Source organism: Mechercharimyces mesophilus, assembly GCF_059818345.1.
The window spans coordinates 125,446-149,786 of the sequence record NZ_JCBAPH010000007.1 but is presented as its reverse complement, the minus strand read 5'-3'; the positions used below and the strand labels follow the sequence as shown (position 1 = coordinate 149,786).

Below are 24,341 nucleotides of genomic sequence, written 5' to 3'. Positions count from 1 at the left end.
AAAAAACCGACTCCTTTAGGAAGTCGGTTTTTTATCGTGTATGATTAGGATAGACAGAAAGTGGAGTCAATCGTGCCTCCACCGAGACAGGTATCTCCATCATAAAAAACGACGGATTGTCCTGGAGTAACCGCTCGTTGTGGTTGGTCAAACACCACTTTTACTCCATCTGCATGGGGATACACCGTTACGGCTTGATCTTTTTGGCGATAGCGGAACTTCGCCGTACAGGTAAGGGGGAAAGTGGGAGCTTCTCCACTAATCCATGATAGATCGCTGGCAAGGAGTCCATTGGAATAAAGAGCAGAATGATCATGACCTTGTCCAACATAGAGGATGTTCTTCTCTACATCTTTACCGACGACAAACCATGGCTTTCCAGAACCGGATCCCCCAATGCCTAGTCCTTGACGTTGTCCCAGTGTATAGTACATGAGTCCATCATGGGTTCCTTTTTCAACACCCTCGAGGGTTTGCATCGGCCCGGGTTGCGCGGGCAAGTAGTTACTTAAGAACTCTTTAAAGTCACGTTCACCGATGAAGCAAATGCCGGTACTATCTTTTTTCTTGGCGGTAGCAAGTCCTGCTTCTTCTGCTATACGTCGAAGTTCGGGTTTTTGGTAACCACCGATGGGAAAAAGGGTTTTGGCTAACGCATCTTGACTAATGGCATGTAGAAAGTAGGTTTGATCTTTGTTCGGATCAGCTCCACGCAACAAGCGGTAGTGACCATCGATTTTTTCCACATTGGCATAATGACCCGTGGCGATATAGTCGGCCCCTAGTTGCATGGCTTTGTGGAGGAATTCACCAAACTTAATTTCACGGTTACACATCACGTCGGGATTAGGTGTTCGACCACGTCGGTATTCGTCAAGGAAGTAGGCAAACACTTTATCCTTATACTCTTTTTCAAAATTGACCGAGTAATAGGGAATGCCCAGTTGGGAACAGACCCGTCGCACGTCTTCATAGTCTTCCGTGGCAGTACAATGCCCATTTTCATCGGTGTCATCCCAGTTTTTCATAAAAAGGCCGATCACGTCATAGCCTTGCTCCTTGAGGAGGAGAGCAGACACCGAGGAATCGACCCCGCCTGACATCCCTAAGACGACACGTTTACCTGAAGGATTCATTGAGGATACCTCCTTTCGATGTGAATTTATTTATAGTCACCCTCTATTGGTTACACAATATAATAAGGGAGCTTTGTAATAGAAACAAGAGTATTTTCTTATGATTATATAGCCTCTATTCTCTCGTATATAAACAAAAGTATAACACGAGCGTCAAGCAGTTAATTTCCAGTAAAATCCTCACTCAAGGGAACTTAATGTGACACTTAATAAACAAATCATCTTTGAATATAAGGATGAGAGCTCACCTCATCAATCACGCTATGAGAGAACCAGATGCTCCCATGATGATTGCTTTCATTTGGGGTGTGTGGCACTCAAGTCATCCCTTAATGCAACAAAGCATTTCCAGCGAAGTGTGAGCTATCTTACAGAAGGTTAGCCAGGTCTTTCGGTAAGATGAAGTAAGCAGATTCGGATTTATCGAAGTGTACTTACATGAGAATAAGGGGAATAAGGTGATGAAACCATTCGTAAAACTGTATACGCACCCAGGATGCCTCGGAGGAGAACGGGCACAACGTTATTTTACGCATGCATCGATACCCGTAGCAGTGATGGATGTGAGAAAAGAAGAAGTCCAAAAGGAAATAGAGAACAAAGTGGTGGCAACTCCTCTTATTCGCATCGGAGATTCCTGGCTGATGGGGTTTGATGCTGAAAGCTTTGAGCGCATCTATCGGGAGGAAAGGGAGAAGGCAGATGGATAAGCTGTGGCACCTGTCGCAGATCAATATCATGAAAGAGCTAGGGGAAGAGGACCTTAGAATATTGGATGAGAAGGCAAAATTGGCTGTAACGAAAAAAGGGACACTTATTTGCACGCCAGATGATAATAAAAGTGTCCTCTACCTTCTCAAAAAAGGAAAGGTGCGCCTCTATAAGCTGAGTCCCAAGGGAAAAGCATTTACTTTAGGGATCCTCGGGGAAGGCAATATATTTGGTGAGATTGAAACATTTACGACGGGAACACGCAATGTGTACGTGGAAGCATTGGAAGATACGGCGTTATGTGTGTTACGGAAAAATGATTTCGAACAATATTTGCGGGTTCGCCCGCAGCTTGCGCTCTCATTTATTAAAGAGTTGACGAAACGATTACAGGATGCCGAAGAAATGCTAGAAAATATGGCCTTTCACAGTGTACGCAAGCGATTATTGTATCTATTATTGAAGCTAGGTCAAGATTTTGGTACGGATAAAGGGGAGTATCGGAAGCTGGACATCCAATTAACCCACCAAGAGTTAGCTGATATGATTGGTTCTACGCGAGAGACGGTTAGCAGTACGCTGAAGGAACTTAATCACGATAAAATTGTGAAGACGGGGTGGAAGACGATACGTATTCACTCCGAACGAGCACAAGATGATTTAGCGCAAGAATAATAAAAGAATGGGAGTGAAAAGAAACCATGCGCAAATATGCAGTAAAGGTTGTTCTATGGATGGGGGTCCTCTCTTTGTTTCTCGTCGCTTGCAGTCCTTCATCTTCTTCTGAGCAGGCGGAAACGGATATTCTCCAACAAGATTGGGAAGCGATTGCAAGTGCAGCGGACGGGACCGAGGTTCACCTTTATATGTGGGGCGGGAGTGAATCGATTAACCGTTATATCGATGAATGGGTGGCTCCTCGTTTAAGAGAAGAAGCAGGAGTGGAGCTCATTCGCCACGCGGCTGATGCACAAACTTCTATTCAAAAGCTCCTTACCGAGAAGCAGGTAGCAAAAGAAGAAGGAAGTATGGATATCCTCTGGATTAACGGTGAGAACTTCCGCACAGCCAAAGATGCGGAGCTGTTGTGGGGTCCTTTTACCGACCGTTTACCTAACTTTAAGGAATACGTTAACGAAAAAGCTCCTGATGTGACTCACGACTTTGGAACCGCGGTAGAGGGATTGGAAGCCCCTTGGGGAAAGACACAGTTCGTCTTTTTCTATGATGAAGCGAAAGTGAAGGAGCCTCCACGCACCTTAGAGGGGTTGATGAGCTGGGCAAGAAAGCATCCAGGAAAGTTTACCTATCCCGCACCTCCTGACTTCACTGGCAGTGCTTTTATTCGTCATGTCTTATATGAAGAAGCAGGGGGTTATGAGTCTTTTAGCGGTGCCTATGATCCATCAAAGGTAGCCAAAGTAGAAGCGGATGTATGGGATAGACTGAACCAACTGGAACCCTCTTTGTGGCGAGAAGGCAAAACGTATCCTCAGGACTTAACGCAGTTGGAGCAGCTTTATGCCGATGGTGAGGTATGGATGACGATGGGCTATGATCCTGCTCGTGCGAGCAACTTGATCCAGCAAGGAACATTCCCTGAGACGACGCGCTCCGTCGTATTGGACTCCGGGACGATTGGCAATACGCACTTCCTGGCTATTCCCTATAATGCTCCTAACAAGGCAGGGGCGATGGTGGCAATCGATTTCCTAGAATCACCGGCGGCACAATTGGCGAAAGCGGACCCTGCACATTGGGGAGAGCCGATGGCACTGGACCCCGCAAAACTGAGTGAGAAAGATCGCCAGGCATGGGAAGCGATCGATCGAGGTGAGGCTACCTTGTCGGAGGAAGAATTAGCGGAGCATCGTTTGCCGGAAATCGATGCGCGTTATGTGGAACTCTTGGAGGAAGGCTGGAAAGAGCATGTGGCAAAAGAGTAAACCATCTTTTCTCCTGCTTCCCGCACTGGTGGTCCTCGGCCTATTATTCGGCTGGGGATTGGTGGAGGCAGTCAAGCAGAGCTTGGGGTTTGTCCCATTTACAGAGAAAACCACGATGGGGGAGGCTTATGGGCAACTACTGCAACTAGAGACTTTCTGGGATTCGCTCTTTCTCACTGTGCGGATTGGGCTTATAGCGACGGGTCTCTCCTTGGTGATTGGAACGACACTTGCCTATGCCCTTAGCCATTGGGCGAGGAGCTGGAGCAAGTTGTTGTGGGTCTTTCAATTACCCTTGTTGGTCCCTCATCTCGTGGCAGCTTATCTCATGGGGTGGTTACTTTCACAGACCGGCCTTTTATCAAGGATGGCTTTTGCTCTGGGATGGATACAACAGCCTGTCCAATTTCCGATCTTGGTTCATGATGAGTGGGGATGGGCGATCATCCTCACCTATGTGTGGAAGGAAGTTCCGTTTGTTCTTTTGATGACCCTGCCCGCTTGCATACAGGTCAACCAGACATACGAACAAGTCGCCGCGACTTTAGGGGCAGGACGATGGCGACGAGGGTGGACAATTACCCTTCCCTATTTGCTTCCCTCGATGACGGTTGCGGGATTGATTCTCTTTTCCTTTGTTTTCACCTCGTTTGAAGTACCTTTTCTACTTGGAGAAACGTACCCCCCGCTATTACCCGTATGGGCATATGAACAGTACAGTGAGATGGAGCTGGCCATGCGTCCCGTCGTGATGGCTCTGGTGGTGGTAATGGCGGGCCTAATGTTTTTTGTTGCCCTTCTACTCTTTTGGCTCGTGCGTCGCAATGAACAGACACTTTTTTATGCAACAGGAGGGAAGCAGGAATGAGAAAGTGGATCGGGGTACTCATTGGTTGTCTCTTTTTGCTTCCCTTTCTGCCCATGGTGTTGTGGAGCTTTGCAGCGAACTGGCCGTTTCCTGAGCTGTGGCCACACTTTTCATTACGTGGGTGGGAATATGTTTTTCGTGCGGATAGCCGCTTGCTAGAAGCGATAGTCATGAGTGTGAGCATTGGCGTGATCGTCGTCGGGATCAACCTATTATTGGCAGTGCCTGCGGGAAATGCGCTGGCGCAGATGAAAGTACGCATCAGACGCTGGTGGCAATTTTTTTTCTTGCTTCCATTATTGCTGCCTCCCTTTGCCTCCGCTATGGGTATTCACCTAACTTTTATTCGCTTGGGTTGGGCGGATCAGATGCTTGGGGTGGTGTTGGTCCATCTAATCCCCACCTTGCCCTACGCGATCCTCATAATGGGGCATGGCTTTCAACTGGTTGGCAGGGAGTGGAGTCAGCAAGCTCAAACTTTGGGTGCTTCCCCGTGGCGGGCTTTTTGGACGGTTACCTTCCCGCAAATTCGCTCCAATGTAGCGGCAACGGCTATACTGGTATTTCTTATCTCATTTAGTCAGTACTTGTTGACGGTATTAATCGGTGGAGGACGTGTTCATACGTTGCCACTGGAGTATTATCCTTTTGCTACCGGATTGGATCGCACGGTTACTGCGGTTTACAGTTTGATCTTTGTAATGGTTTCTCTGTTGTGGGTGATCGTGATGTTCCTTTGGCAAGGGGCAGGCGCCAAGAAGCAGATTCATTAATGGAAGCGCGAGGATGGACAGCTTGGAGGAGAAACGATGAAGGAGTATGTACAAATAGAAGGAATCCATCAATCTTATGGTGCGGATCAGATCTTAACGGGATTGGATCTTACGCTAAATAAAGGGGAGATTGTCGCCCTCATTGGCGAATCGGGACAAGGGAAATCTACCTTGTTGAAGGTGATCGCAGGCCTTTTGCCTACCGACCGGGGCTCAGTTAAAATCAAGGATCGCGAGCTGACTAGCCTTCCTACCCATCAACGCAACATTGTCATGATGTTTCAGCATCCCCTTCTTTTTCCGCACTTATCGGTTCGCGAAAATATTGCTTATGGATTAAAGGCTCAGCGGATGCCCAAACAGGAACAAAAAGCGAAAGTAAAAGAAGCCCTAGCATGGGTAGAGTTAAGTGGGTATGAAGATCGCTTTCCCGCTCAACTTTCTGGAGGCCAGCAACAGCGAGTGTCGTTAGCACGTGCTTTGGTTCTCTCTGCAGAGCTTTTGCTCCTTGATGAGCCCTTGGCTAGTTTGGACCCCTCCTTACGCAATAAAATGAGGTACCTCATTCGAACACTCCTCAAAAAGCTTCAGCTGACGGCGCTCTTTGTCACACATGATCGCGAAGAAGCGGTGCAGGTGGCGGATCGGATTGCTATTATGCACGAAGGGCGTATTTTGCAGCTGGACAGCCCGCGCCACTTGCGCGAGAACCCCCACACACCGATGGTGGCGCAAATGTTTGGTGGTGCACTGGTCGTGACGGGAAGTTGGGGAGAAGAGAGATGGGATACGACATGGAGCGTCTATCCAGTAGCAGCATTTACCACTCAATTTTCTCCAGGAGAAGAAGTGGTGGGTGCCATCTATCCGGAGGACATTCATCTGTGTCGAGAGGACGAAGAGGTTCCGCTTCCTTTTCTTCGTTTGGAAGGGGAGCTGCTCTCTTGCTACGATGAGGGGGCTTCCTATGGCTATAGCATTCTGATTGGTGAGCAGGTATTGACGGGAAAGGCATCGGAGCCCTTAAAGGGATCGAACGGTTCCAAGGTAGATCTTTGTTTCGATCCGCGAAATATTCATTTGTTTGGATGAGTTTGGATAAGAGACGACCAAGGGAGGGAAGAGAAGTGGTGAAGAAGATAGGAAAGTGGATAGCGGTCCTTTTGTTAATCGGACTCGTGGTGGTCAGTCGGTCTTATTGGGATGTTGGACCTACAGATATTCGGCAGTTTTTATTGCAGTTTGGATTTTGGTCTATATTTATTTATATTGGCTTGTATACCTTGCGTCCTATTATATTATTTCCCGCATCTGTCTTATCGCTAGCGGGTGGCTTGGCCTTTGGTCCTTTGTGGGGAACGGTTTTCACGGTGGTGGGTGCCACTATGGGAGCGATTGTAGCCTTTTTGCTGGCACGGGGCTTGGGCAGAAGGGCGATTGAGAAAAGGTTATCGGGACGACTGGCTAAACTAGACAAACAGATTGAAGAGCGTGGTTTTGTGGTCATCCTCGTCTTGCGTTTCATCCCCCTCTTTCCGTTTGACGGCATTAGTTATATGGCCGGTTTATCTCGAGTGAAACTGCTTCCGTTTGCATGTGCCACATTGGTTGGGATTATCCCCGGTACGTTTGCTTATACATTCGTAGGGAGTAGTCTGGTGGGTGGTTGGAAGCAGATACTATTCGCCTCCTCGGTGTTAATCGTGATTACGGTGTTATCCTTACTTTTTCGCAAGCAGGTGAAGGAATGGATATATGGGAAAGGAGATTCGTCAGAAGATGCTTGATACACACGCAAGAAGGCATGTCCAGCCTTGGCTGGATCACACAGCGAGGCTGTTTTTAAAATGGGGATTGACGGCTAATCAAGTCACATGGATCGCTTTTCTATGTGGAATCACGACTGGAGTATGGATTGTTTGGGATCTGCCTTGGGTAGCTGTTGGATTTTTGTGGCTGTCGGGTTATTTGGATGCGGTAGATGGTAGCATGGCACGCCAGACAAAGCCTTCTGCTTGGGGAACGGTCCTTGATGTCACGTTTGATCGCGTGGTGGAGATCTCTGTGATTGTGGGGCTGGCGATTCGATTTCCTGATGCACAGTTTGCGTTACTACTGCTGTCTGTCTCCATCATCATTTCAATGACCATCTTTTTGACAGTAGGGGCTCTCACAGAAAAAAAAGGCATGAAGTCGTTTTATTATCAAGCGGGGTTAGCAGAGCGAACGGAGGGCTTTCTCCTGTTTACGGTCATGATGGTGTGGAGTAAGTACCTGGTTTTTGTGACACTCTTGTTCTTTGTGATTGAACTCTTTACTGGGATACAGCGATTACTAGAAGCGCGCAAGTTATTGAAAGAGTAAGAAGGGAGAGCGATCTTCTGATGAACTCCCTCCACAGCGATGTGGGTTAAAAGCTTGATGGGTGCACGATGAGAGTGGAAAGAAAAGGTGAGCCGAACGCTGAAATAATAAATGGACTTTTACCTTTATTGTTTAGAGTGCATTATTTTTCATGAAAATAAGAGTGAAAGTTCACTCAGCCACCAGTTGGAAGACAGGATATGGTTCCTCCTGAAGAGTCTCTGAGCCACAGTATAATAAATACTATTCTATAATTAAGAAGTTTCTATATAAAATATTGAATATATATTCATCCTTTGCTATTATGGTACTTAATAGTAATAAAGAAACATTAATCAAGAATTATTATCTAAAGATAGGGAGTAATCTATATGTATGAAAAATATGATATCAAAAAATTTGATGAGAAAGACTGGAGAAAGAATGTATATTTATCATTGGAAAATGATTTGATGGGATTGAATCCACGTTTTCCATGTATTTTTGGTGCACAAGGGTTTAGGAAAAATGAGCTAAGATTTTCTTTTCTAGAAGACACTTCACTACATTCGATTAGAACCTTGTCCGACGAATTAAGAAATTATCTTCCACATGCTAAACAGTTTGGATCGTATACATCACTCATTGCATTTGTTAATATAGAGAAAGATCTTTCAATTAATAAGTATCATGAGATTTTTTGGTCTATCCTCAACCAACTTCATAAGTTGGATAAAAAGCTGTGGCCACAAGATATCCCGCAAAATACAGATAGTCCTTATTGGGAGTTTTCTTTTCATGGAGAGCCCATTTTTGTTGTATGTAATACACCGGCTCATCATAATAGAAAAAGTAGAAATTCTTCTACTTTTATGCTTTCTTTTCAACCTCGCTGGACATTCGATAGAGTGGGTTTACAAACGCCACAAGGGAAGAAGTCGGTGAGGGTTATTCGTGATTTGTTGTCGCTATATGATGAGATCTCAGTCTACCCTCACCTAGATATATATGGAGAGGAAGGAAATAGAGAATGGGTACAATACTTTCTGCCGGAAACGAATGAGCTTAACGAACGAAAAGCATGTCCCTTTCTTTCTAGTCTCTCGAAAGAGGAGGAGAAGGAGAGCGATAATAAAGCAAGAGATTTTGTGAGATCAGAGACTTCTTCTCATTCATGAAATTCAAACTAGGATAATAACTTAAGGAAAATAGGGAAGTGATGATAGATGCGTAAGATCGGACTACTCATGCGTAAAGGCGTTGGTATTCACGCAGATCATATCGAGCGGGTATCGCAATTAGCCGATGAAATTCATTTATGGACACAAGTTCCACATAGAAAAGAGGATTTTCGTTTTCACTATGTACATCAAGTAAGTCAACAAACGGAAGAAGAAGCGTTGGAAGATATATGGAATGTTGCGAGGAAACACGGAATTCTCTTCTTTATCACATGGCAAGAAACAGATGTTATTTTGGCTACCAAATTAAATATTCGATTAGGACGAGAGGATGTTCCTTTATCAAGTGCGGAGATTTCACGAGACAAGTTCAAACAGCGAGAATTTCTTTCTACCCATGGAATTGACTCTCCAGTTTATCAAGGAGTGAACAACCTCTCTGATGCACTCTCAGTAGCCCATGACATGGGTTATCCGCTTATTATAAAGCCTACATTAGCTGCTTCTAGTAGTCATGTGTCTCTTGTGCACTCCGATGAGTCGTTAAAGACAGCATTCGAGAAAATAGTAGAAATGTCGAATAGTAGGGAAGGATTATACTACTTAGATTCCTCTTACCCCTTTCCAGTCCTTTTGGAAGAATTTTTGCCGGGCACAGAAGTGACTTTGGATGGTGCCATAATTAATGGGGACTTCTTCTTAGGAGGGACACATAGCAAAAAGAGAATGATGGGGCCACATTTCGAAGAAAATGAGTATACTCTTCCTTATTTAGGAGGAGATGAAGCAGATCTAATTAGATTGGTTCGAGAGATATGTGAACAATTGCTATTAAAAAATACCTTGTTCAATGTGGAACTTAGACAAGACCGAAACGGAAAATACAAGGTTGTAGAGTTTAGCATTCGGATTAGCGGAGGGCATGTTTATCGAAATCTTCGCGATGTTTATGGGGTGGATCTGGTGGCAGCTCATACCATTGCAATAATGGATGAGGATTTAGCAGTAGCCCGTTGGTTTATGAGGCGTTCCCCTAAGCCCAAAGCAACCACGTGCATAAAATTTATTTATCGATCTGGATGGATTCTGGAGAATAAGGCTGGAGAGGCAAGTGAGGACTCGTACTTTTGTGCCTATTATCCTGTGGCGTCACCCGGTAGCAGGGTACATAAAGCTCCATATGGCTTTGATATTACGGGATTATTGTCCTTACGCGGGAGCTATGAGGACCCAAAAGATGTTGATAAGATTCGCCAGAAGGCAAGTGAACTGGAACGACATCTTCATATTTCGTTAAAAGGTGATTCCATTGTCACGTGAATACTTTATTATTCTATTTCTTTCGCTCACGATGTGTGGCGAAGGAATGTTGACCGTTACCCTGGTGTGGTCCTTGCTGGAGCAAGGTGGCTCTGCTACCCAAGTGGGGTTCATCTTGGCACTAATGAGTCTAGTTCCTTTTATGGTGCAAAGAATCTCGCGCACTGTACGGGACTGGATCAGTAGGAGGCCACTTCTCTTATTTGCTCTTTCTCGTTTAGCAGGTTTATTGGCTATAAGCTTGATTATCTTCTTTTCTTCTGGGATTCAAATTGGTCAGCTATATCTTTTGGCAGGAACGTTATCCATGGTATTATTTCTCTCCACACAGAGTTTAGAAGCGTTTATGTCTTATTTGGTCTTAGAAAAGAAATTGACAGCACATAAGGCATCTTCCACCTTACAAACTGCGATTCAAATAGGGGCACTTGGAGGGAATGCCTTAGCAGGGTTTTTGCTTCATATAGGGGGAGTTTCCTTCGTCATGGTTGGTCTCGCTCTTTCGCTAGGAATAGGGATGTTCTTTCCTTTTATCGCTCGAAAATTTCAGTGGCAACGTCATTCTGAAGTAGAGCAAGGGATGGAGAAAGAGAGTAAGAAAACATTGACAGAAGGAGAAAGAAGACGGGTTCTTACCCTTGCAATTAGTGGAATTCTGGTTCTTACCATTCAGTTGGCTGCTTTTAATTTCCTCCTTCCTATTGTGTTTCACGAGGTTCGGGGATGGAGTGCATGGCAGTATGGTCTGATGAGTGCAGCAGCTGGATTGGGGGCCCTTACCGCCACCATAAGAGGGCGATGGATAAAATATATACCACCAACCTCATTTTTGGTGTTAGCGGTTTTGGATGGAATGATGGCCTTTATATCCATATGGGGAGTGGCTGTTTTGTCGGGCTGTTTGATTGGTCTGATTTTTAACCACAACCGCATCCTACAGAGGAGTATGATGTTTCACTATATCCAAACCAGAGAGGAAACGATCTTATGGACGGGACGTTCCACTTTGGCATTTCAATTTACAAAAGCGATTATACCCTTAATTTTAGCTTTTCCTTTAGGGTTAATAGGAAATCAGTATGCAGGTGAATTGTTTACTTTTGTTGGATTATTTGTCGCGGGTTTAATGTTTCTAGTGTACGCTACGGAAAAGAAAATGACGATTCAGCGGGATGATCCACTCTCTAAGGCGAGCTAAGTTGGCAAAAACCGTTGAGCAATCTCTTAACTATCATTAGCATAAGGAGCGATGCAGGATGTGTGATGATCCTCAACAACCTCACTTATATTTACTAACAGAGAATCAGTTTTTCACCAGTTATCTCGTTTCTCAATGGATTGATTCCTTTAAGAATATAGATAGAGTAAAAGAAGTGGTGATAAGAAGTGACTTAGATAGACATCTGGAGAAAGAAAAAGCTTTATTCCATGGATACCACAAAGGGAAGACCAAATTGACCTCAAAGCAATGGGAAGAGCTTACTTCTCTCTATGGGAACTTAAGCAAGTACGAGCGGGCCATGGTGGGGCGATTTGGAATTCCTCCTTACTCTCCAGGGTCATTCCCTCAGACTCGCTTTGTGGGTCAAGATATAAACAGTGAACATGCATTGGCACAACTGGATGATATGAGACAAAACTCTCAAGATGATCTCGTGTTTTTTATGGTGTTGGATAAACTACTCTCGCCTGAGTGGATTGAACGAACAAAAGGGAGAATTATTAATAGTCACCCTGCTGCTCTTCCTTATGCAAGAGGATATTATGCAGTGGAAAATATGGCTTGCTCCAATGACGAGGACCTTTTTACCTGTGCTACAGGAGCCTCTCTTCATTTTATCAATAGTAGCATTGACTCAGGCCCTTTATTACGGACGAGGCGTTTAAAGAATCCATTTGCTTTGCATGATATTTGGGAGGTAAAAGCACATTGCTATCACATTGCTTTTGACTTGCTGATTGATGAAGTAAATGGAATGTTGAAATACAATGACCTAATGCCAGTAGGATTGGTATTAGAGCCGGATCAGTTGGGTCCTGTTTTTTATTCAAAAGATTTTTCTGCCAAGTTAGAGAAGCTAGCAGAGGATTCATTTTTGGAAATGAAAAACAAAAAAAGAACCTTAATCGCTGAACAGATTTAGCCTTTCAGACGGGGGAAGTCCAAGAGAACTGCTATTAATTAACATTATGCCTCCTTCCTTTGTTGTATATATTATGTACTGAGCAAAGGGAGGGGGCTTGTTATGTTTGGACAAAACGAGATTTTACAATGGCATCCTAGTGATTGGCGCAGAGAGGCTTTTCTTTCGTTTCAAGAGAACTTATTGGTTCCCGACCCGAAGTTTCCTTGTATTTTTGCTACCCAAGGATTAAAAAAGGACGAAATGAGATTTTCCTTTTACGAAGATGTAGAGGAGAAGACGATTCAGCAGCTAGCAGATGAGTTGGGAGAATACTTAAAACAAGCCCGTCAACTAGGAAAATACACTTCTTTGATCAGCTTTTTTAACATTGATCGCACATTGCCCTTAGCAGACTATGAAGAGAGGTTCTGGCGTATTTTAAATCAGATTCACCGCTTGGATCCGAAGGAATGGCCGGAACGCATTCCCTTGGATACGGGCAGTCCCTACTGGGAATTTGTATACCATGGTGAACCAATCTTTGTTGTTTGTAATGCACCCGCCTATCAACAGCGGAAAAGTAGGAGGATGGACAATTTTATCATTGCAGTGCAACCCGGATGGGTATTTGATGAAATTGGAATCAAGACAGAACAAGGAAAGAAATCGATGAAAGTGATTCGTGACTTGTTAAAAGAGTATGATGAGCTGGATATCTTCCCTTATCTCGGCTTGCCTGGGGAAGCACACAATCGCGAGTGGTTACAATATTTTCTTCCTGAAACGAATGATCTCGATTTTCATACTGCTACTTGCCCCTTTGAACACCGTGGGGTGGTGATGGAGAAACAGCAACAGTAACAGTAAGGGATTTCTGGTTGACTTCCCTCTCCGAATCAGGTAGTCTAATTCGTTGAGATTGCTGAACAGATGATAGGTGAGATGTGGTTCATTCAGCAATCACACCTTTTTACTTTGAAGATTGGAGCTAGGGAATCGACATGGGAAACAAGGAAAAAGGAATTCTCCTTTTATTGCTCTCTGCTTTTGGCTTCTCCATGATGGCGGTGTTTGTGAAGCTATCGGGGGATTTGCCCACTATCCAAAAGACGATGTTTCGCAATCTGGTAACAGCAGTGATCGCTTTCGGCTTGGTTTGGTACTATAAGAAGCGCTTCTTTGGTAAGAAAGAGCACCAAAAATATTTGTTGTTACGTTCCATCCTGGGCACCCTGGGCATTGTTTTTTATTTTTACGCGATCGATCATCTGGTGTTATCCGATGCGGATATGCTTAATAAACTAAGTCCGTTTTTGCTGATTCTCTTTTCTGCGCTATTTTTAAAAGAGAAGGCCCATTCGTTTCAGGTAATTGCGATCTTGATTGCCTTTGTGGGGACGCTTTTTATTATCAAACCGGCATTTTCAGTTGATGTCATCCCATACGGATCGGGTCTTTTGTCTGCCATGTTTGCCGCAGGTGCGTATACGGTTCTGCGATTTTTGCGGGAAAAGGAAAACTTCTTCACCATTGTCTTCTACTTTTCTTTCTTTTCAACGGTGGTGTTACTCCCATTCGTGGTGATCTATTATGAACCGATGAGCGTGCGACAAACCGTTTACCTTCTTCTTGCAGGCTCATTTGCCACCTTAGGGCAATTAGGAATTACGGCGGCCTATAACTTTGCGCCTGCGAAAGAAATATCTATCTTTTTTTACTCGACTGTGGTGTATACCTCGATTTTGAGTTATATATTTTTCGCACAGTTTCCTGATATCTATAGCATTCTTGGCTATCTCATCATTTTTGCTGCCTCATTCTATATCTATTCTCATAATAAAAAGGCCGATCGCGTGTAATTGTAGCGATGCGGTCTTTTTTCTTACAAAAGAAGGAAAATGTTTTATGTTAAGAGGAAGAATATTTTGTGACGGAAAGGTAAAGGAGAGTATTTTTATACACTTTTCATTAGTTTAAATTCTTTAAATATCGAAGAGTAGAAGCGAGGTATGTAAGAAAGATTATATGTATACATATCAATATTTTCGGAAAATACAAACTTGAATAAGGGTACAGATTTAGACAGTATTCGACTTTCCGTCTGTGATAAGGTGTACATGAAGTACAAATTAGGAGGGATTACCAATGTTGAATAAGAAAGTGCTTGCAGGTTTGACGGTAACAGTGGCCCTTTTCGGATCGATGTCTTCGGTGGATGCAGCAGAAGCTAATGTAAACAAGGTACAAGTAGCAGAGCAACAAGTCCAAAACTTAAATGAAGTTACCTCGGAGTACCAGTATTATCTCTATCCGAAATCCCAGTATGAAACGGCTGATGCTATTCCGGCCACGATTGATATGCGTGCACCTGGTACCGTTGGAATCCCGCATGTCCTCCATCTAGTTGAAGTAGAGGACTGGGGAATGTTCTGGCTAGCCTCATACTTGGAAACATTTTAAGCTAACCAGACTGTTGATATAAACCATTCTGTTTTGAATTCAATTAGCGAATAAGAATATTTATTCACACCATAGGAATTTTATACGGCTTTTCGCAAATGGTTTGGCGGCCCTTGCGAAAGGTCTTTTTTTATGGGGCTACTTCTTCTTTCCTATTCATTAAAGGGATAAAGGAAGTCTGTCTATTTAGATAATCGCATACTTATCGGCCTTTGTCAAGTGTTCTCCTGATTGGAGTTGACACTTCACCTTTCTCTTCATCATGAGTGAGAGAAAGGTGCTAGTGCTCCATCAGGGAATGAGATAGTTGGTTCTGTTTTAAAAAGCCTTGTGCTATCTAAGGAAGCGATCGCGGGTGTTACGAGTTGAGACAGGAAGCAAGAGGAAAAATATGCACTCGGCTTGCGATGTTTTTCCTAGTAGCGAACCAAGATCAAGGCTGTCTGATGGGCACTAGATGAGGCATAGAACATTATTCACAGGTACGGATAGAAGGACGTATGAGCTACTTTTTTCGCCGGACATGTTTATACGATTGGGTCAGCGATGGTATTACTCAAGTTTGCTTCACACGGTTTGCCTGTATCGTAGGAGATGTTTCCGATCTGCTCTTCGATGGATGAAAATACGTCCTCACCTTGCCAATAAGCTTGGATGAGTGGCAGGATCTTTTTGGCTTCTATCAGAGCGGCATCCCATAAGTCCCAAAAGGTTTCGGTATGCTCTTCTGTTGCGAGTGCAGAATGAATCCAAGGTTTTTGGGCCTGATTAAAATAATCCTTTTCTGCAATCTGGTTTGTATAGCGGAATGGAGCTATCTTTCCGCCTGTAAGAAACGTCTTAATTCCTTTGGGATCATAAAAGAATTGTAGAGCTTTGTGCATGTCTTGATAGGCTTCATTCCAGATTTCATGAGGAATTTTTTTCATCAGGTCAGGATAAAAGCGATCTCCTAAACGACGTAAGGTGTCTACTAAGGGAGAGGGGAGTGTGCTTCCTACATCTAACCACTTGGACACGGGTGTTTGCCACGTAGCGATTCCTCGTAATTTCTGTGCAATTAACGTATCCATAATGATCTCTAGCTTTTGATGATTGTATCCGTCGTAGCCTGCTTTGTAGTGGATATAAGGATGCGTATTGCGGTCTAAGAGATGATGAGTGACAAAACCGATGACGTAGCTACGAATACTGGTAGCTTCTTTGGCTTCTTGAATCAATGCCAGAAGAAATGGGCCACATTGATGGGTGTGCATTTGATTACCGAGCTCGCTAGCCCCTTGATCTTTTTTCCATGGCCAGAAATGGTGATAGAATAGAAAGTCTGGCCCCTGGGATCCGAGTTGAAGTAGGGTTTTATCGTGCGGAAGAGGGGTATTGAGTTGGTGATAACTCTCTTCTGCATAGATGATATGAGTCCAAATGTTTGGCATGACGATCCTCCTGACGGTGAGTAGTTGTTCAATGAAAGTTTCCACTAGTGAAATTGAGTTTCGTTATATGGAAAATAAGGGTGAAAGCTCACCCTAGAGTTGCTGGAAGATGGGCGAGTGGTTTCTCCTTGAGAGACTCTGAGCCGTGGATCAGGCAGCGATAGGAGATGCCGCCGCCCATCAACCAGGCGCGAGAGAACCTGATGCTCCCATGTTAACTGCTTTCATCCAGGGTGTGTGGAGTAGACCAGACCACTTTCTTTAGTCTCCCTAAGTGGGATTTTCCATCAGAGGGAGTCAAATCTCCACTGGATTCATGTTTCTGCATGGACCGATACGAGTTTTGTGCAAGTTGGTTTGTTTATCAAAGGGAAGGGAGAGTGACCCTCCTTTCTATTATATCGCTTTTTGAAAATTTAATGGGAGATGCAGAGAGTAAACAGGACATGATACTATTATAGAAGCGAAGAATGCGCGGTCTCAGTGAAAGACCGAGGGGGCATAGGAACAAAGGAGGATGAGGTGTGACAACATTAGAAGTGGCAATCTTGGCTGCCAAAGGGGCAGGTTCTTTAATTGCGGAACGCATTCGGACGAATAAAGAGGTTTCGTATAAATCCTCACGAAGCGACTTGGTAACGGAGGTGGATAAACAAGCAGAGGAAATTATTCGAAAGAAGATATTGGATCATTTTCCGTCTCATGCGATTTTGGGAGAAGAAGGTGTGGCTGCTGGAGTGGAAGCGTCTACCGAAGCCACCGAAACGCACGAAAAGATGGATTCGTTATGGATTGTGGACCCCATCGATGGCACGACCAACTTTGTGCATGGTTTTCCCTTTTGCTGTGTTTCCATCGCCTATGCACACAAAGGGAAGGTGATATCGGCTGTTATCTATGACCCGATTGCGGGAGAATGCTTTACTGCGGAGAAAGGCAAAGGAGCCTTTCTCAATGGAGAGCCGATGACGGTATCGGGAGAGGAAGAATTGGAAGATAGCTTGATTGCATCGGGTTTTCCCGCCGCTGACCGTATTGCTCGTGAAATTAATATGGCAGGAATCAACCATCTCGCTCCACGCTGTCGAAATCTGCGTGCAGGAGGATCGGCCGCTCTACACCTGGCTTATGTGGCGGCAGGAAGATTAACAGGCTTTTGGGAGCTACAACTAAATGCATGGGATTTAGCTGCTGGTTCCCTGCTTGTGACAGAAGCGGGCGGACAAGTGTCGGATACGTCAGGAAATCCTTATGCATTGCATGTTCGGCACATTTTGGCGACCAATGGAGCGATTCATTCCGCTCTCATGAAGGAGTTAGCGGAAGCGGCTTGTAAAGCAAAAGATCCTGAGTAAATTACATAAAGGATGATAGAAAAACGTTGATTTCGGATGAGGAGGACGTAACATGCAAATTAATTGGTTGGAAGAGATGGAAAAGCGAAAAGAAGAATTACTATCGACAACGAAAGAATTATTGGCTATTGAAAGCGTATTAGATGAAGAAACGGCACGGGAAGGCGCACCTTTTGGACAAAAGATCCAGGAAGCATTGGATTATATGCTTCAATTGGCGCATAAAAGTGGTTTTCATACGAAAGATGTGGACGGTTATGCGGGGCACGCTGAAATAGGAGAGGGGGAAGAGCTGATTGGCATCCTAGCCCACTTGGATGTTGTACCGGCAGGGGATGGATGGACCAGTGATCCTTTTGCACCAGAAGTACGGGATGGTTACTTGTATGCACGTGGAGCGATTGATGATAAGGGACCGGCCATGGCCGCTTTTTTTGCTGCAAAGGTGATTGCTGAATTGGACCTTCCTTTGTCTAAGCGCATCCGCTTGATTTGGGGTACGGATGAAGAATCCTTATGGAGAGATATGGCCTACTATTTTGAGCGGGAAGAGATGCCGACAATGGGCTTTACCCCTGATGCAGATTTCCCCATCATTACAGCAGAAAAGGGTCTGATGGATCTCTCCTTGGCGGGAAATGTTCAACCACCACAAGAAGAGGAAGCTGAAGGCTTGATTCTTTCTTCCTTCGAAGCAGGCTATCGTCCCAACATGGTGCCTGATTTTGCTCGAGTCAGTTTAGTAGGAGAAGGAGACATTTTTACTCTGAAAGAACAGTTTCAAGACTTCTTATTGGAAAACCGAATTCGTGGTTATGCGGAGGAAGCCAATACCGATTTAACCCTGGTCTTAGAGGGGAAATCTCACCATGGATCAGAACCAGAACAAGGGCTTAATGCGGCATTGGAGTTGGCACGCTTTCTTCATGGTGTCAAATTAGATCGTAGTGGAGAACAATATATTGGTATGATTCATGATTGCTTTGTGGATAGCTTCTTTGGTGAGAAGTTAGCCATCGCGCAAGAGGATGAGCGAGTGGGTAAACTAACCGTGAATACAGGTGTTTTCCGTTATGAAAAGGGAGAGAAACAACAAGTGGTTCTCAATGTACGCTATCCCTTGGCTAGCAATGGGGAGGCACTAATGGATGAAATTGAGAAGAAGCTAACCCCCTATGGGATGAAAATCGAACGTGATCTCATTGATCACAAATACCCCCATGCGGTGGATCATGATCATCCACTTGTACAGACCTTGGCACATGTATTTGAAGAACAAACAGGGAAAAAAGCCGAGTTGATGGCGATTGGTGGGGGGACCTATGCACGTGCGCTCGATACAGGCGTTGCTTTTGGTCCTTTATTCCCTGGTCGTCCGGATACGGCTCATCAAAAGGATGAATGTCTATCTGTCGATGACTTGGTACTAGCCGCGGCCATTTATGCACAGGCGATTTATGAGCTAGCAAAGTAAGGGAAGGCGTGAATGAGCTGGCCCCTCATATATATGAGAAGAGGTCAGCTTTTTTTATGAAAGTCTCTACATTATTTCTGTTTTTTAGGGGTGCGTGGCACTCTTTAAAATAGTTGGTGAAGTGATTTTGCCAAGCTCCTGCAAGATTGGTTAAGATAGAGATAGATCATTTTGTCAGATGGGGAGGGCTAATCATCTATTATATACGTAAATTTGTGGCGGCAGCGGTGCAATTAAATAACTGGTTTCTCGCTTTGATTACCTCCCTCCTCCTGCTTTGTAGCTCATATATCATTCACGATCTTGAGCCTGAAACATTTGAGACTCCTTGGATCGGGTTTTGGTGGGTGCTGACAACGGTGACGACAGTGGGTTATGGAGATTACTCACCAACGACACCACAGGGCCAATGGCTGGCCATCTTTTTATACATATTTGGCATTGGCTTGATTGGGTTGGTCATCGGAAAAGTAGTGGATGGATTTGGGACTTTTAAGCGCATGAAGGAGGAAGGGAAATTGAAATACCGTGGCAGCGGGCACTATGTTATTATCGGTTGGTCGGATAAAGCGAAAGACGCGATGAAAGAACTGATGTCGGCTAATCACGATGCAGAAATCGTCTTGATTGATATGTTAGAGCGGTCTCCAATGACGGGTGTACGCTATCATTATATACAAGGGGAACCCACGGATGAAGAAGTGCTAGAACAAGCCAATGTGACCGAATCGAAGTCGGTGTTGATCTTTTCTCCTTCTTCTATTCAAGACCCTGTTTTGGCAGATGGACGTACGCTGTTGATTGCCACAGCGATCGAACACTTCGGGGTAGAGCGTAACGCCGATGTGTATACAGTGGTGGAAGTGATGAAAGAGAATCATGTGAATAACTTCCGTCATGCTGAAGTGGATGACTTTATCCTCTCCAATCAGATGACCTCCAACTTGATGGCAAAAGCGTCACAGTACCAAGGATCAAGTCGCTTGTTTCAACAACTATTAAGCGGGAAGCAAGGGGATGATCTCTATGTTTTCACCAAGCATCCACGCTGGGATACATACGATGATGCTGATCATTTTTTTCGAGAAAATGGTGCCAATCTGGTTGCCGATCGTGAAGATTTTGGGATTGTACGACGGATGCAGGAACCCATTCCAACAGACGCTCAGTTATTTGTGATATGTGATTACAAAACATATAAAGAAGTAGAGCGGAGATATCATGCCCTATAGCGTGGGTGTAGGATGCATGGAGATCTTGGTGGAGTGAAAGCGAGCTAAATAGAAGATTGGAAGGGAAATAGGAAAAACAGGAGATTTTGATGAGGGAGTCGCTTGCTTAAGTAAGGGCTCCCTCTTTCTTTGTGGATATCAATCAAGAGAGGTTTTAACTTACACTTCTCTTGCTTTTGTATAATTATCTTTCTTTTTTTATTTTCAAAATTTACGATGTGTGCTATAATACAGTTCGAAATAGAGAGTTCGTAGCGTAGGGAATAGAGAAAGAGGCGTTCAGGAGTTTCGTTATCCTATTACTTTTGCGAAAATAAAGAAAGGGTGACAACATGAGAAGAAAAGCAGTGTGGGGAAAGGTCGTTATCGGACTATTGTGTATCATATTGTTAATCATCCCCCTAAATGTAAGCGCATACAATGCAGCCAATTCAGAATCCGAGTACAATGTTGGGGCAGGAATCTATGATATTACAGGTCCTGCTGCGGAAGTGGTAATGATGGGGTACGCCAAATCCGAACAGAAGACGGAAGGAATTCATCAACGTCTCCGCTCGCGTGCCTTTATCGTACAAGAACGGGCAAGCGATCAACGGGTCGTGCTTGTTAGTGCCGATTTGGGGCAAGTCTTTCAATCGGTCAAACAGGGAGTGGTGGAGAAGCTAGTTGAGAATGGGTATGGTGATCTTTATGGTTACGAAAATGTGATGCTAAGTGCGACCCATACTCATAGCGGACCAGGTGGATATGCACATCGTGGGATCTACAATTTCTCAACTTATGGTTTTCATGAGGAAAATTATAAGACCATCGTTAATGGTATTTACCAATCGATTGTGCGTGCACACGATCATTTGCAACCTGGTTCCATCGAAGTAAGCCAGGTAGAAGTTGAAGGAATCAGTGCCAACCGCTCTTTGGGATCGTATGAGATGAATCCGGAGAGTGAGCGTAATCAGTATGGGTCCGATGTGGATCAAACGATGACGCAACTCAGCTTTCGTAATGAGCAAGGATCATTGTTGGGAGTGTACAACTGGTTTCCTCTGCACGGTGTGTCGATGAGTAGTGACAACCACCTTATTTCAGGGGACAACAAAGGCTATGCTTCGTATCTCTTTGAACAGGAGATGGGAGGGGAGAATCAGAGAGAAGAACCTTTTGTGGCTGCTTTTGGGCAAGCACACTCTGGTGATGTAACCCCCAATGTAAATTTGGATGGCACAGGTCTTGGTGCTAATGATGTAGAAAGTACGGAAATAGCAGGGCAAGCGCAGTATGAAGCAGCGCGTGATTTAACAGAATCAGAAAGCCAATCTGTGACGGGAAGCGTAGATGTTCGTCATCAGTTCGTGGAAATCGAAAATGTAACGATTGATGCTCAGTATACCGATGGTGAGGAGAGGCGTACGTATCCAGCTGCTTTTGGATACTCTTTTGCAGCTGGGGCGGAAGATGGGCCTGGTTCCTCTTTCTTCCATGAAGGTATGGCACAGCCAGAGTACCAAATTGATGATTATGATAATGTGGTCCCTTATCTATCCGGTCTCCTGACCATTGTTCCTCATTTAGGAGAGATGAGTGGCTCCCTCTATCCAGAATTATGGGAACAACATTACCCCAAGTCGGTTTTATTCGCTACTTCGCAAGTTACACCAGATTCTTGGACGCCTGATGTGCTTCCTATGCAGTTGGTGCAAATCGGACAGGTATCCATCCTGGCGGTGCCAGCTGAGTTTACCACGATGTCTGGTCGTCGATTGATGAATTTGGTCGAGGAGAAAATGGATGCGCATTTAGAGCAAGAGAGCGTTGTTGTACTGAGCGGTTTGTCCAATTCTTACAGTAGCTATGTAACGACCCCGGAAGAGTATGAAAACCAGCACTATGAAGGGGGATCAACTCTGTATGGGAAATGGACGCTAAGTGCTTATCTACAACAATACGATCAGCTTGCGGACGCCCTCATCACCGGAAGTGAAGTAGAGCCAGGACCGACTCCGAAAGATTTGAGTGACGAGCAAGTTTACTTTCCTCCTGGAGTCATTTATGATGCTGCCCCTCTGGGAAAAGATTTTGGGGACGTAAAAAACAATGCAGAGTCTAGTTACAAAACGGGTGAAACGGTAAATGTACAGTTTTGGGCGGGTCACCCAAACAACGATTTTCAAACAGAGTCCTCTTATTTAGAGGTGCAAAAGAAGGTAGATGGAAATTGGATCAAAGTGGCCGATGACGGGGATTGGGAAACGACGTTTAAATGGACGCGCAAATCAACCCTGTGGGCGACCTCCTTTGTGACGATTAAATGGGAGATTCCAGAAGATGCTACAGGGACTTATCGCATTGTTCATACAGGAGCATCCAAGAAAATAAGTGGAAAGATTCGTGACTATCAAGGGAAATCGCGCGAATTTAAAGTGGAGTAAAAGGAAAGCGCGAAAGTGGGGGTGTCCGAAAGACGGGGGACGCCCTCATTATTTTCTAAGAAGTGAGTCGAAAGTGAGTCGAACGAATGCTCAATACAACTTTTAAGTTCTGTATGATCAAGCAAAAATAATAAGAAGATCGGAGGAAGGTTCATGAAAAAAGCATTAGCAATCGGGATATGTTTGTTGTTACTCGGGACAAGCTTTGGCTGGAATGGTGAAGTACTAGCAGAGGGAGGGAATGAGGAAGGTGATTTTAGTGTGTTAACCTACAATGTTGCTGGGTTATGGGACCCTATATCGCAATCCAATCCAGCCCGTAACACCATTCAGATTAGCCCTGGGCTCAACCAGTATGACATAGTTTTGGCGCAAGAAGATTTTTTTTATCATGATGATTTGACGGAAAAAGCAAATCATCCTTATATTTCCGAGCATGCGGGAATCATGGGTTTTGGAGATGGATTGACGCGACTTTCTCAATTTGCTTTTACCAATCACAAGCGCCAAGAGTGGAACGATTGTAAAGGCTATTTTCGTAATGGGAGCAATTGTTTGACACCAAAAGGTTTCTCATTTGCCCGTCATCGGATCGATGATAATGTATTCATTGATGTTTACAATCTGCATGCGGATACAAATGGGGAGATTAGTGAGAAAAACTTCCGACAGATTTTATCTGTGATTGAAAATAAGTCTAGAGGCAATGCGGTCATTGTAGCTGGTGATTTTAATTCTCGCTTTTCTACTGAGGATGGGGTACGGCAATTTACGGACGCCGGTTTTTCCGATGCTTGGGCGGAAATAGAGAGAGAAGGAGAAATACCGGCAGTGGGTGAGTCTATTTCTGGTGACAACATTGATAAGGTTCTTTTTCGTGGCACGGATGCTGTTCAGTTGGAAGTGGTAGATTTTTATAACGCTGAAGCAGAGTTTAAGGATAATAACGGGAATGACCTGTCTGATCACGATCCTTTCGCGGCTATTTTTCACTATCAATTGAATGATGGGGCACAAAAATTGGAGAATGTGGCGTTCCGCACAGCGCATGATACCTATTTAGTTGCTGAAGGGAACGGAGGTGGCGATGTGAATGCCAATCGAACGAAAGCACAAAGCTGGGAGACATTTACCTTGATTGCACCAGAACGTATTGATGGAAGCTGTATAAGAAGCGGTGACTCTGTAGCGATTCGCTCCGGAGGGGGCTATTATGTAAGAGCCGTTGATACGGGATCCTTGGATGCCAAGGCACCGGAAGTACGTTCCTGGGAGCGTTATACGATCATCAACCACTCCGATGCAACGGGATGTGTAGCTGACGGAGATGAGCTTTCTTTTCAGAGTACGCACGGCACCTATGTGGTTGGTGAGCGTGATGGGAAGGCCAACGCTAATCGAACGATGATTGGTTCATGGGAGAAGTTTATAATGGAAAAGAAATAGAGAGAATGGGTGTATGAAAATAGGATCGGGAACGAAGAGAGGGTATCTCTTCGTTCTTTTTTGCATGCTCCAAAGGAGTGGCATGAAATGTCTCTTCTGGTCTGTAAG

Annotated in this window: 22 protein-coding genes; 20 read left to right on the top strand and 2 right to left on the bottom strand. The window is 44.5% G+C overall.

Going from position 1 to position 24,341, the window contains the following annotated elements; genetic code table 11:
- Positions 1–44: 44 nt before the first annotated feature.
- Positions 45–1,136 carry a tRNA 2-thiouridine(34) synthase MnmA gene (gene mnmA, locus AC6RGY_RS15660; protein WP_499864587.1) on the bottom strand — a complete coding sequence of 364 codons (1,092 nt, stop codon included), beginning with the start codon at positions 1,134–1,136 and terminating at the stop codon, positions 45–47.
- Between the two features lie 461 nt (positions 1,137–1,597).
- Between mnmA and AC6RGY_RS15655 the strand changes: the two genes are divergently transcribed.
- The 15 genes from AC6RGY_RS15655 (at position 1,598) to AC6RGY_RS15585 (ending at position 14,864) form a co-directional block, all read left to right on the top strand.
- A complete protein-coding gene (locus AC6RGY_RS15655; protein ID WP_499864585.1) occupies positions 1,598–1,846 on the top strand; it encodes a thioredoxin domain-containing protein in 249 nt (82 codons plus the stop codon).
- On the top strand, positions 1,839–2,522 hold the full coding sequence (locus tag AC6RGY_RS15650; RefSeq protein ID WP_499864583.1) for a Crp/Fnr family transcriptional regulator: 684 nt from the start codon (positions 1,839–1,841) through the stop codon (positions 2,520–2,522). Before AC6RGY_RS15655 ends, AC6RGY_RS15650 begins: the two co-directional genes overlap by 8 nt.
- A 26-nt stretch (positions 2,523–2,548) precedes the next feature.
- A complete protein-coding gene (locus tag AC6RGY_RS15645; protein ID WP_499864581.1) occupies positions 2,549–3,793 on the top strand; it encodes an ABC transporter substrate-binding protein in 1,245 nt (414 codons plus the stop codon).
- Complete coding sequence (locus AC6RGY_RS15640) at positions 3,777–4,661, top strand: ABC transporter permease (RefSeq protein ID WP_499864579.1); 885 nt, start codon at positions 3,777–3,779, stop codon at positions 4,659–4,661. Before AC6RGY_RS15645 ends, AC6RGY_RS15640 begins: the two co-directional genes overlap by 17 nt.
- Positions 4,658–5,434: an ABC transporter permease gene (locus AC6RGY_RS15635; RefSeq protein WP_499864578.1), complete on the top strand. Its 777-nt coding sequence runs from the start codon at positions 4,658–4,660 to the stop codon at positions 5,432–5,434. Before AC6RGY_RS15640 ends, AC6RGY_RS15635 begins: the two co-directional genes overlap by 4 nt.
- A gap of 36 nt (positions 5,435–5,470) precedes the next feature.
- Positions 5,471–6,526, top strand: a complete 1,056-nt coding sequence (locus tag AC6RGY_RS15630; protein WP_499864576.1) for an ABC transporter ATP-binding protein — start codon at positions 5,471–5,473, stop codon at positions 6,524–6,526.
- Positions 6,527–6,561: 35 nt separating this feature from the next.
- A complete protein-coding gene (locus AC6RGY_RS15625; RefSeq protein WP_499864574.1) occupies positions 6,562–7,221 on the top strand; it encodes a TVP38/TMEM64 family protein in 660 nt (219 codons plus the stop codon).
- A complete protein-coding gene (locus AC6RGY_RS15620; RefSeq protein ID WP_499864572.1) occupies positions 7,214–7,798 on the top strand; it encodes a CDP-alcohol phosphatidyltransferase family protein in 585 nt (194 codons plus the stop codon). The genes AC6RGY_RS15625 and AC6RGY_RS15620 overlap by 8 nt, the downstream gene beginning before the upstream one ends.
- 371 nt (positions 7,799–8,169) lie before the next feature.
- Entirely contained in the window at positions 8,170–8,955 is a 786-nt protein-coding gene (locus tag AC6RGY_RS15615; RefSeq protein WP_499864570.1) for a YqcI/YcgG family protein, read from the top strand.
- Between the two features lie 48 nt (positions 8,956–9,003).
- Complete coding sequence (locus AC6RGY_RS15610) at positions 9,004–10,278, top strand: ATP-grasp domain-containing protein (RefSeq protein ID WP_499864568.1); 1,275 nt, start codon at positions 9,004–9,006, stop codon at positions 10,276–10,278.
- A complete protein-coding gene (locus AC6RGY_RS15605) occupies positions 10,268–11,476 on the top strand; it encodes an MFS transporter (RefSeq protein WP_499864566.1) in 1,209 nt (402 codons plus the stop codon). The genes AC6RGY_RS15610 and AC6RGY_RS15605 overlap by 11 nt, the downstream gene beginning before the upstream one ends.
- Before the next feature lie 58 nt (positions 11,477–11,534).
- Positions 11,535–12,422 (top strand): formyltransferase family protein, encoded by an 888-nt coding sequence (locus tag AC6RGY_RS15600; RefSeq protein ID WP_499864564.1) that lies wholly within the window; start codon positions 11,535–11,537, stop codon positions 12,420–12,422.
- A gap of 102 nt (positions 12,423–12,524) precedes the next feature.
- The gene (locus tag AC6RGY_RS15595; RefSeq protein ID WP_499864562.1) at positions 12,525–13,265 is read left to right on the top strand and encodes a YqcI/YcgG family protein; all 741 of its coding nucleotides are present in this window, start codon (positions 12,525–12,527) and stop codon (positions 13,263–13,265) included.
- Between the two features lie 140 nt (positions 13,266–13,405).
- The gene (locus AC6RGY_RS15590) at positions 13,406–14,263 is read left to right on the top strand and encodes a DMT family transporter (protein ID WP_499864560.1); all 858 of its coding nucleotides are present in this window, start codon (positions 13,406–13,408) and stop codon (positions 14,261–14,263) included.
- Between the two features lie 286 nt (positions 14,264–14,549).
- Positions 14,550–14,864 carry a hypothetical protein gene (locus tag AC6RGY_RS15585; protein ID WP_499864558.1) on the top strand — a complete coding sequence of 105 codons (315 nt, stop codon included), beginning with the start codon at positions 14,550–14,552 and terminating at the stop codon, positions 14,862–14,864.
- A 527-nt stretch (positions 14,865–15,391) separates the two neighbouring features.
- Here the strand turns inward: AC6RGY_RS15585 and AC6RGY_RS15580 are convergent.
- Positions 15,392–16,297 (bottom strand): zinc dependent phospholipase C family protein, encoded by a 906-nt coding sequence (locus tag AC6RGY_RS15580; RefSeq protein ID WP_499864556.1) that lies wholly within the window; start codon positions 16,295–16,297, stop codon positions 15,392–15,394.
- Positions 16,298–16,821: 524 nt separating this feature from the next.
- On the opposite strand from AC6RGY_RS15580, the gene AC6RGY_RS15575 reads away from it, so the two are divergent.
- From AC6RGY_RS15575 to AC6RGY_RS15555, 5 genes are all read left to right on the top strand, one after another.
- Positions 16,822–17,652, top strand: coding sequence for an inositol monophosphatase family protein (locus tag AC6RGY_RS15575; protein WP_499864554.1), 831 nt, complete (start codon positions 16,822–16,824; stop codon positions 17,650–17,652).
- 52 nt (positions 17,653–17,704) lie between these two features.
- Positions 17,705–19,126 carry a dipeptidase PepV gene (gene pepV / locus AC6RGY_RS15570; RefSeq protein WP_499864552.1) on the top strand — a complete coding sequence of 474 codons (1,422 nt, stop codon included), beginning with the start codon at positions 17,705–17,707 and terminating at the stop codon, positions 19,124–19,126.
- 215 nt (positions 19,127–19,341) lie between these two features.
- Positions 19,342–20,358: a potassium channel family protein gene (locus AC6RGY_RS15565; RefSeq protein ID WP_499864665.1), complete on the top strand. Its 1,017-nt coding sequence runs from the start codon at positions 19,342–19,344 to the stop codon at positions 20,356–20,358.
- Between the two features lie 332 nt (positions 20,359–20,690).
- The gene (locus AC6RGY_RS15560) at positions 20,691–22,787 is read left to right on the top strand and encodes a neutral/alkaline ceramidase (protein WP_499864549.1); all 2,097 of its coding nucleotides are present in this window, start codon (positions 20,691–20,693) and stop codon (positions 22,785–22,787) included.
- Between the two features lie 153 nt (positions 22,788–22,940).
- A complete protein-coding gene (locus tag AC6RGY_RS15555) occupies positions 22,941–24,233 on the top strand; it encodes a hypothetical protein (RefSeq protein WP_499864548.1) in 1,293 nt (430 codons plus the stop codon).
- The last annotated feature ends 108 nt before the right edge of the window (positions 24,234–24,341 follow it).

Excerpts from the sequence above, each read along its gene's own strand:
- mnmA (WP_499864587.1), bottom strand. The coding sequence starts at position 1,136 with ATGAATCCTTCAGGTAAACGTGTCGTCTTAGGGATGTCAGGCGGGGTC.
- AC6RGY_RS15655 (WP_499864585.1), top strand. The coding sequence starts at position 1,598 with ATGAAACCATTCGTAAAACTGTATACGCACCCAGGATGCCTCGGAGGA.
- AC6RGY_RS15650 (WP_499864583.1), top strand. The coding sequence starts at position 1,839 with ATGGATAAGCTGTGGCACCTGTCGCAGATCAATATCATGAAAGAGCTA.
- AC6RGY_RS15645 (WP_499864581.1), top strand. The coding sequence starts at position 2,549 with ATGCGCAAATATGCAGTAAAGGTTGTTCTATGGATGGGGGTCCTCTCT.
- AC6RGY_RS15640 (WP_499864579.1), top strand. The coding sequence starts at position 3,777 with ATGTGGCAAAAGAGTAAACCATCTTTTCTCCTGCTTCCCGCACTGGTG.
- AC6RGY_RS15635 (WP_499864578.1), top strand. The coding sequence starts at position 4,658 with ATGAGAAAGTGGATCGGGGTACTCATTGGTTGTCTCTTTTTGCTTCCC.
- AC6RGY_RS15630 (WP_499864576.1), top strand. The coding sequence starts at position 5,471 with ATGAAGGAGTATGTACAAATAGAAGGAATCCATCAATCTTATGGTGCG.
- AC6RGY_RS15620 (WP_499864572.1), top strand. The coding sequence starts at position 7,214 with ATGCTTGATACACACGCAAGAAGGCATGTCCAGCCTTGGCTGGATCAC.
- AC6RGY_RS15615 (WP_499864570.1), top strand. The coding sequence starts at position 8,170 with ATGTATGAAAAATATGATATCAAAAAATTTGATGAGAAAGACTGGAGA.
- AC6RGY_RS15610 (WP_499864568.1), top strand. The coding sequence starts at position 9,004 with ATGCGTAAGATCGGACTACTCATGCGTAAAGGCGTTGGTATTCACGCA.
- AC6RGY_RS15600 (WP_499864564.1), top strand. The coding sequence starts at position 11,535 with ATGTGTGATGATCCTCAACAACCTCACTTATATTTACTAACAGAGAAT.
- AC6RGY_RS15595 (WP_499864562.1), top strand. The coding sequence starts at position 12,525 with ATGTTTGGACAAAACGAGATTTTACAATGGCATCCTAGTGATTGGCGC.
- AC6RGY_RS15590 (WP_499864560.1), top strand. The coding sequence starts at position 13,406 with ATGGGAAACAAGGAAAAAGGAATTCTCCTTTTATTGCTCTCTGCTTTT.
- AC6RGY_RS15585 (WP_499864558.1), top strand. The coding sequence starts at position 14,550 with ATGTTGAATAAGAAAGTGCTTGCAGGTTTGACGGTAACAGTGGCCCTT.
- AC6RGY_RS15580 (WP_499864556.1), bottom strand. The coding sequence starts at position 16,297 with ATGCCAAACATTTGGACTCATATCATCTATGCAGAAGAGAGTTATCAC.
- pepV (WP_499864552.1), top strand. The coding sequence starts at position 17,705 with ATGCAAATTAATTGGTTGGAAGAGATGGAAAAGCGAAAAGAAGAATTA.
- AC6RGY_RS15560 (WP_499864549.1), top strand. The coding sequence starts at position 20,691 with ATGAGAAGAAAAGCAGTGTGGGGAAAGGTCGTTATCGGACTATTGTGT.
- AC6RGY_RS15555 (WP_499864548.1), top strand. The coding sequence starts at position 22,941 with ATGAAAAAAGCATTAGCAATCGGGATATGTTTGTTGTTACTCGGGACA.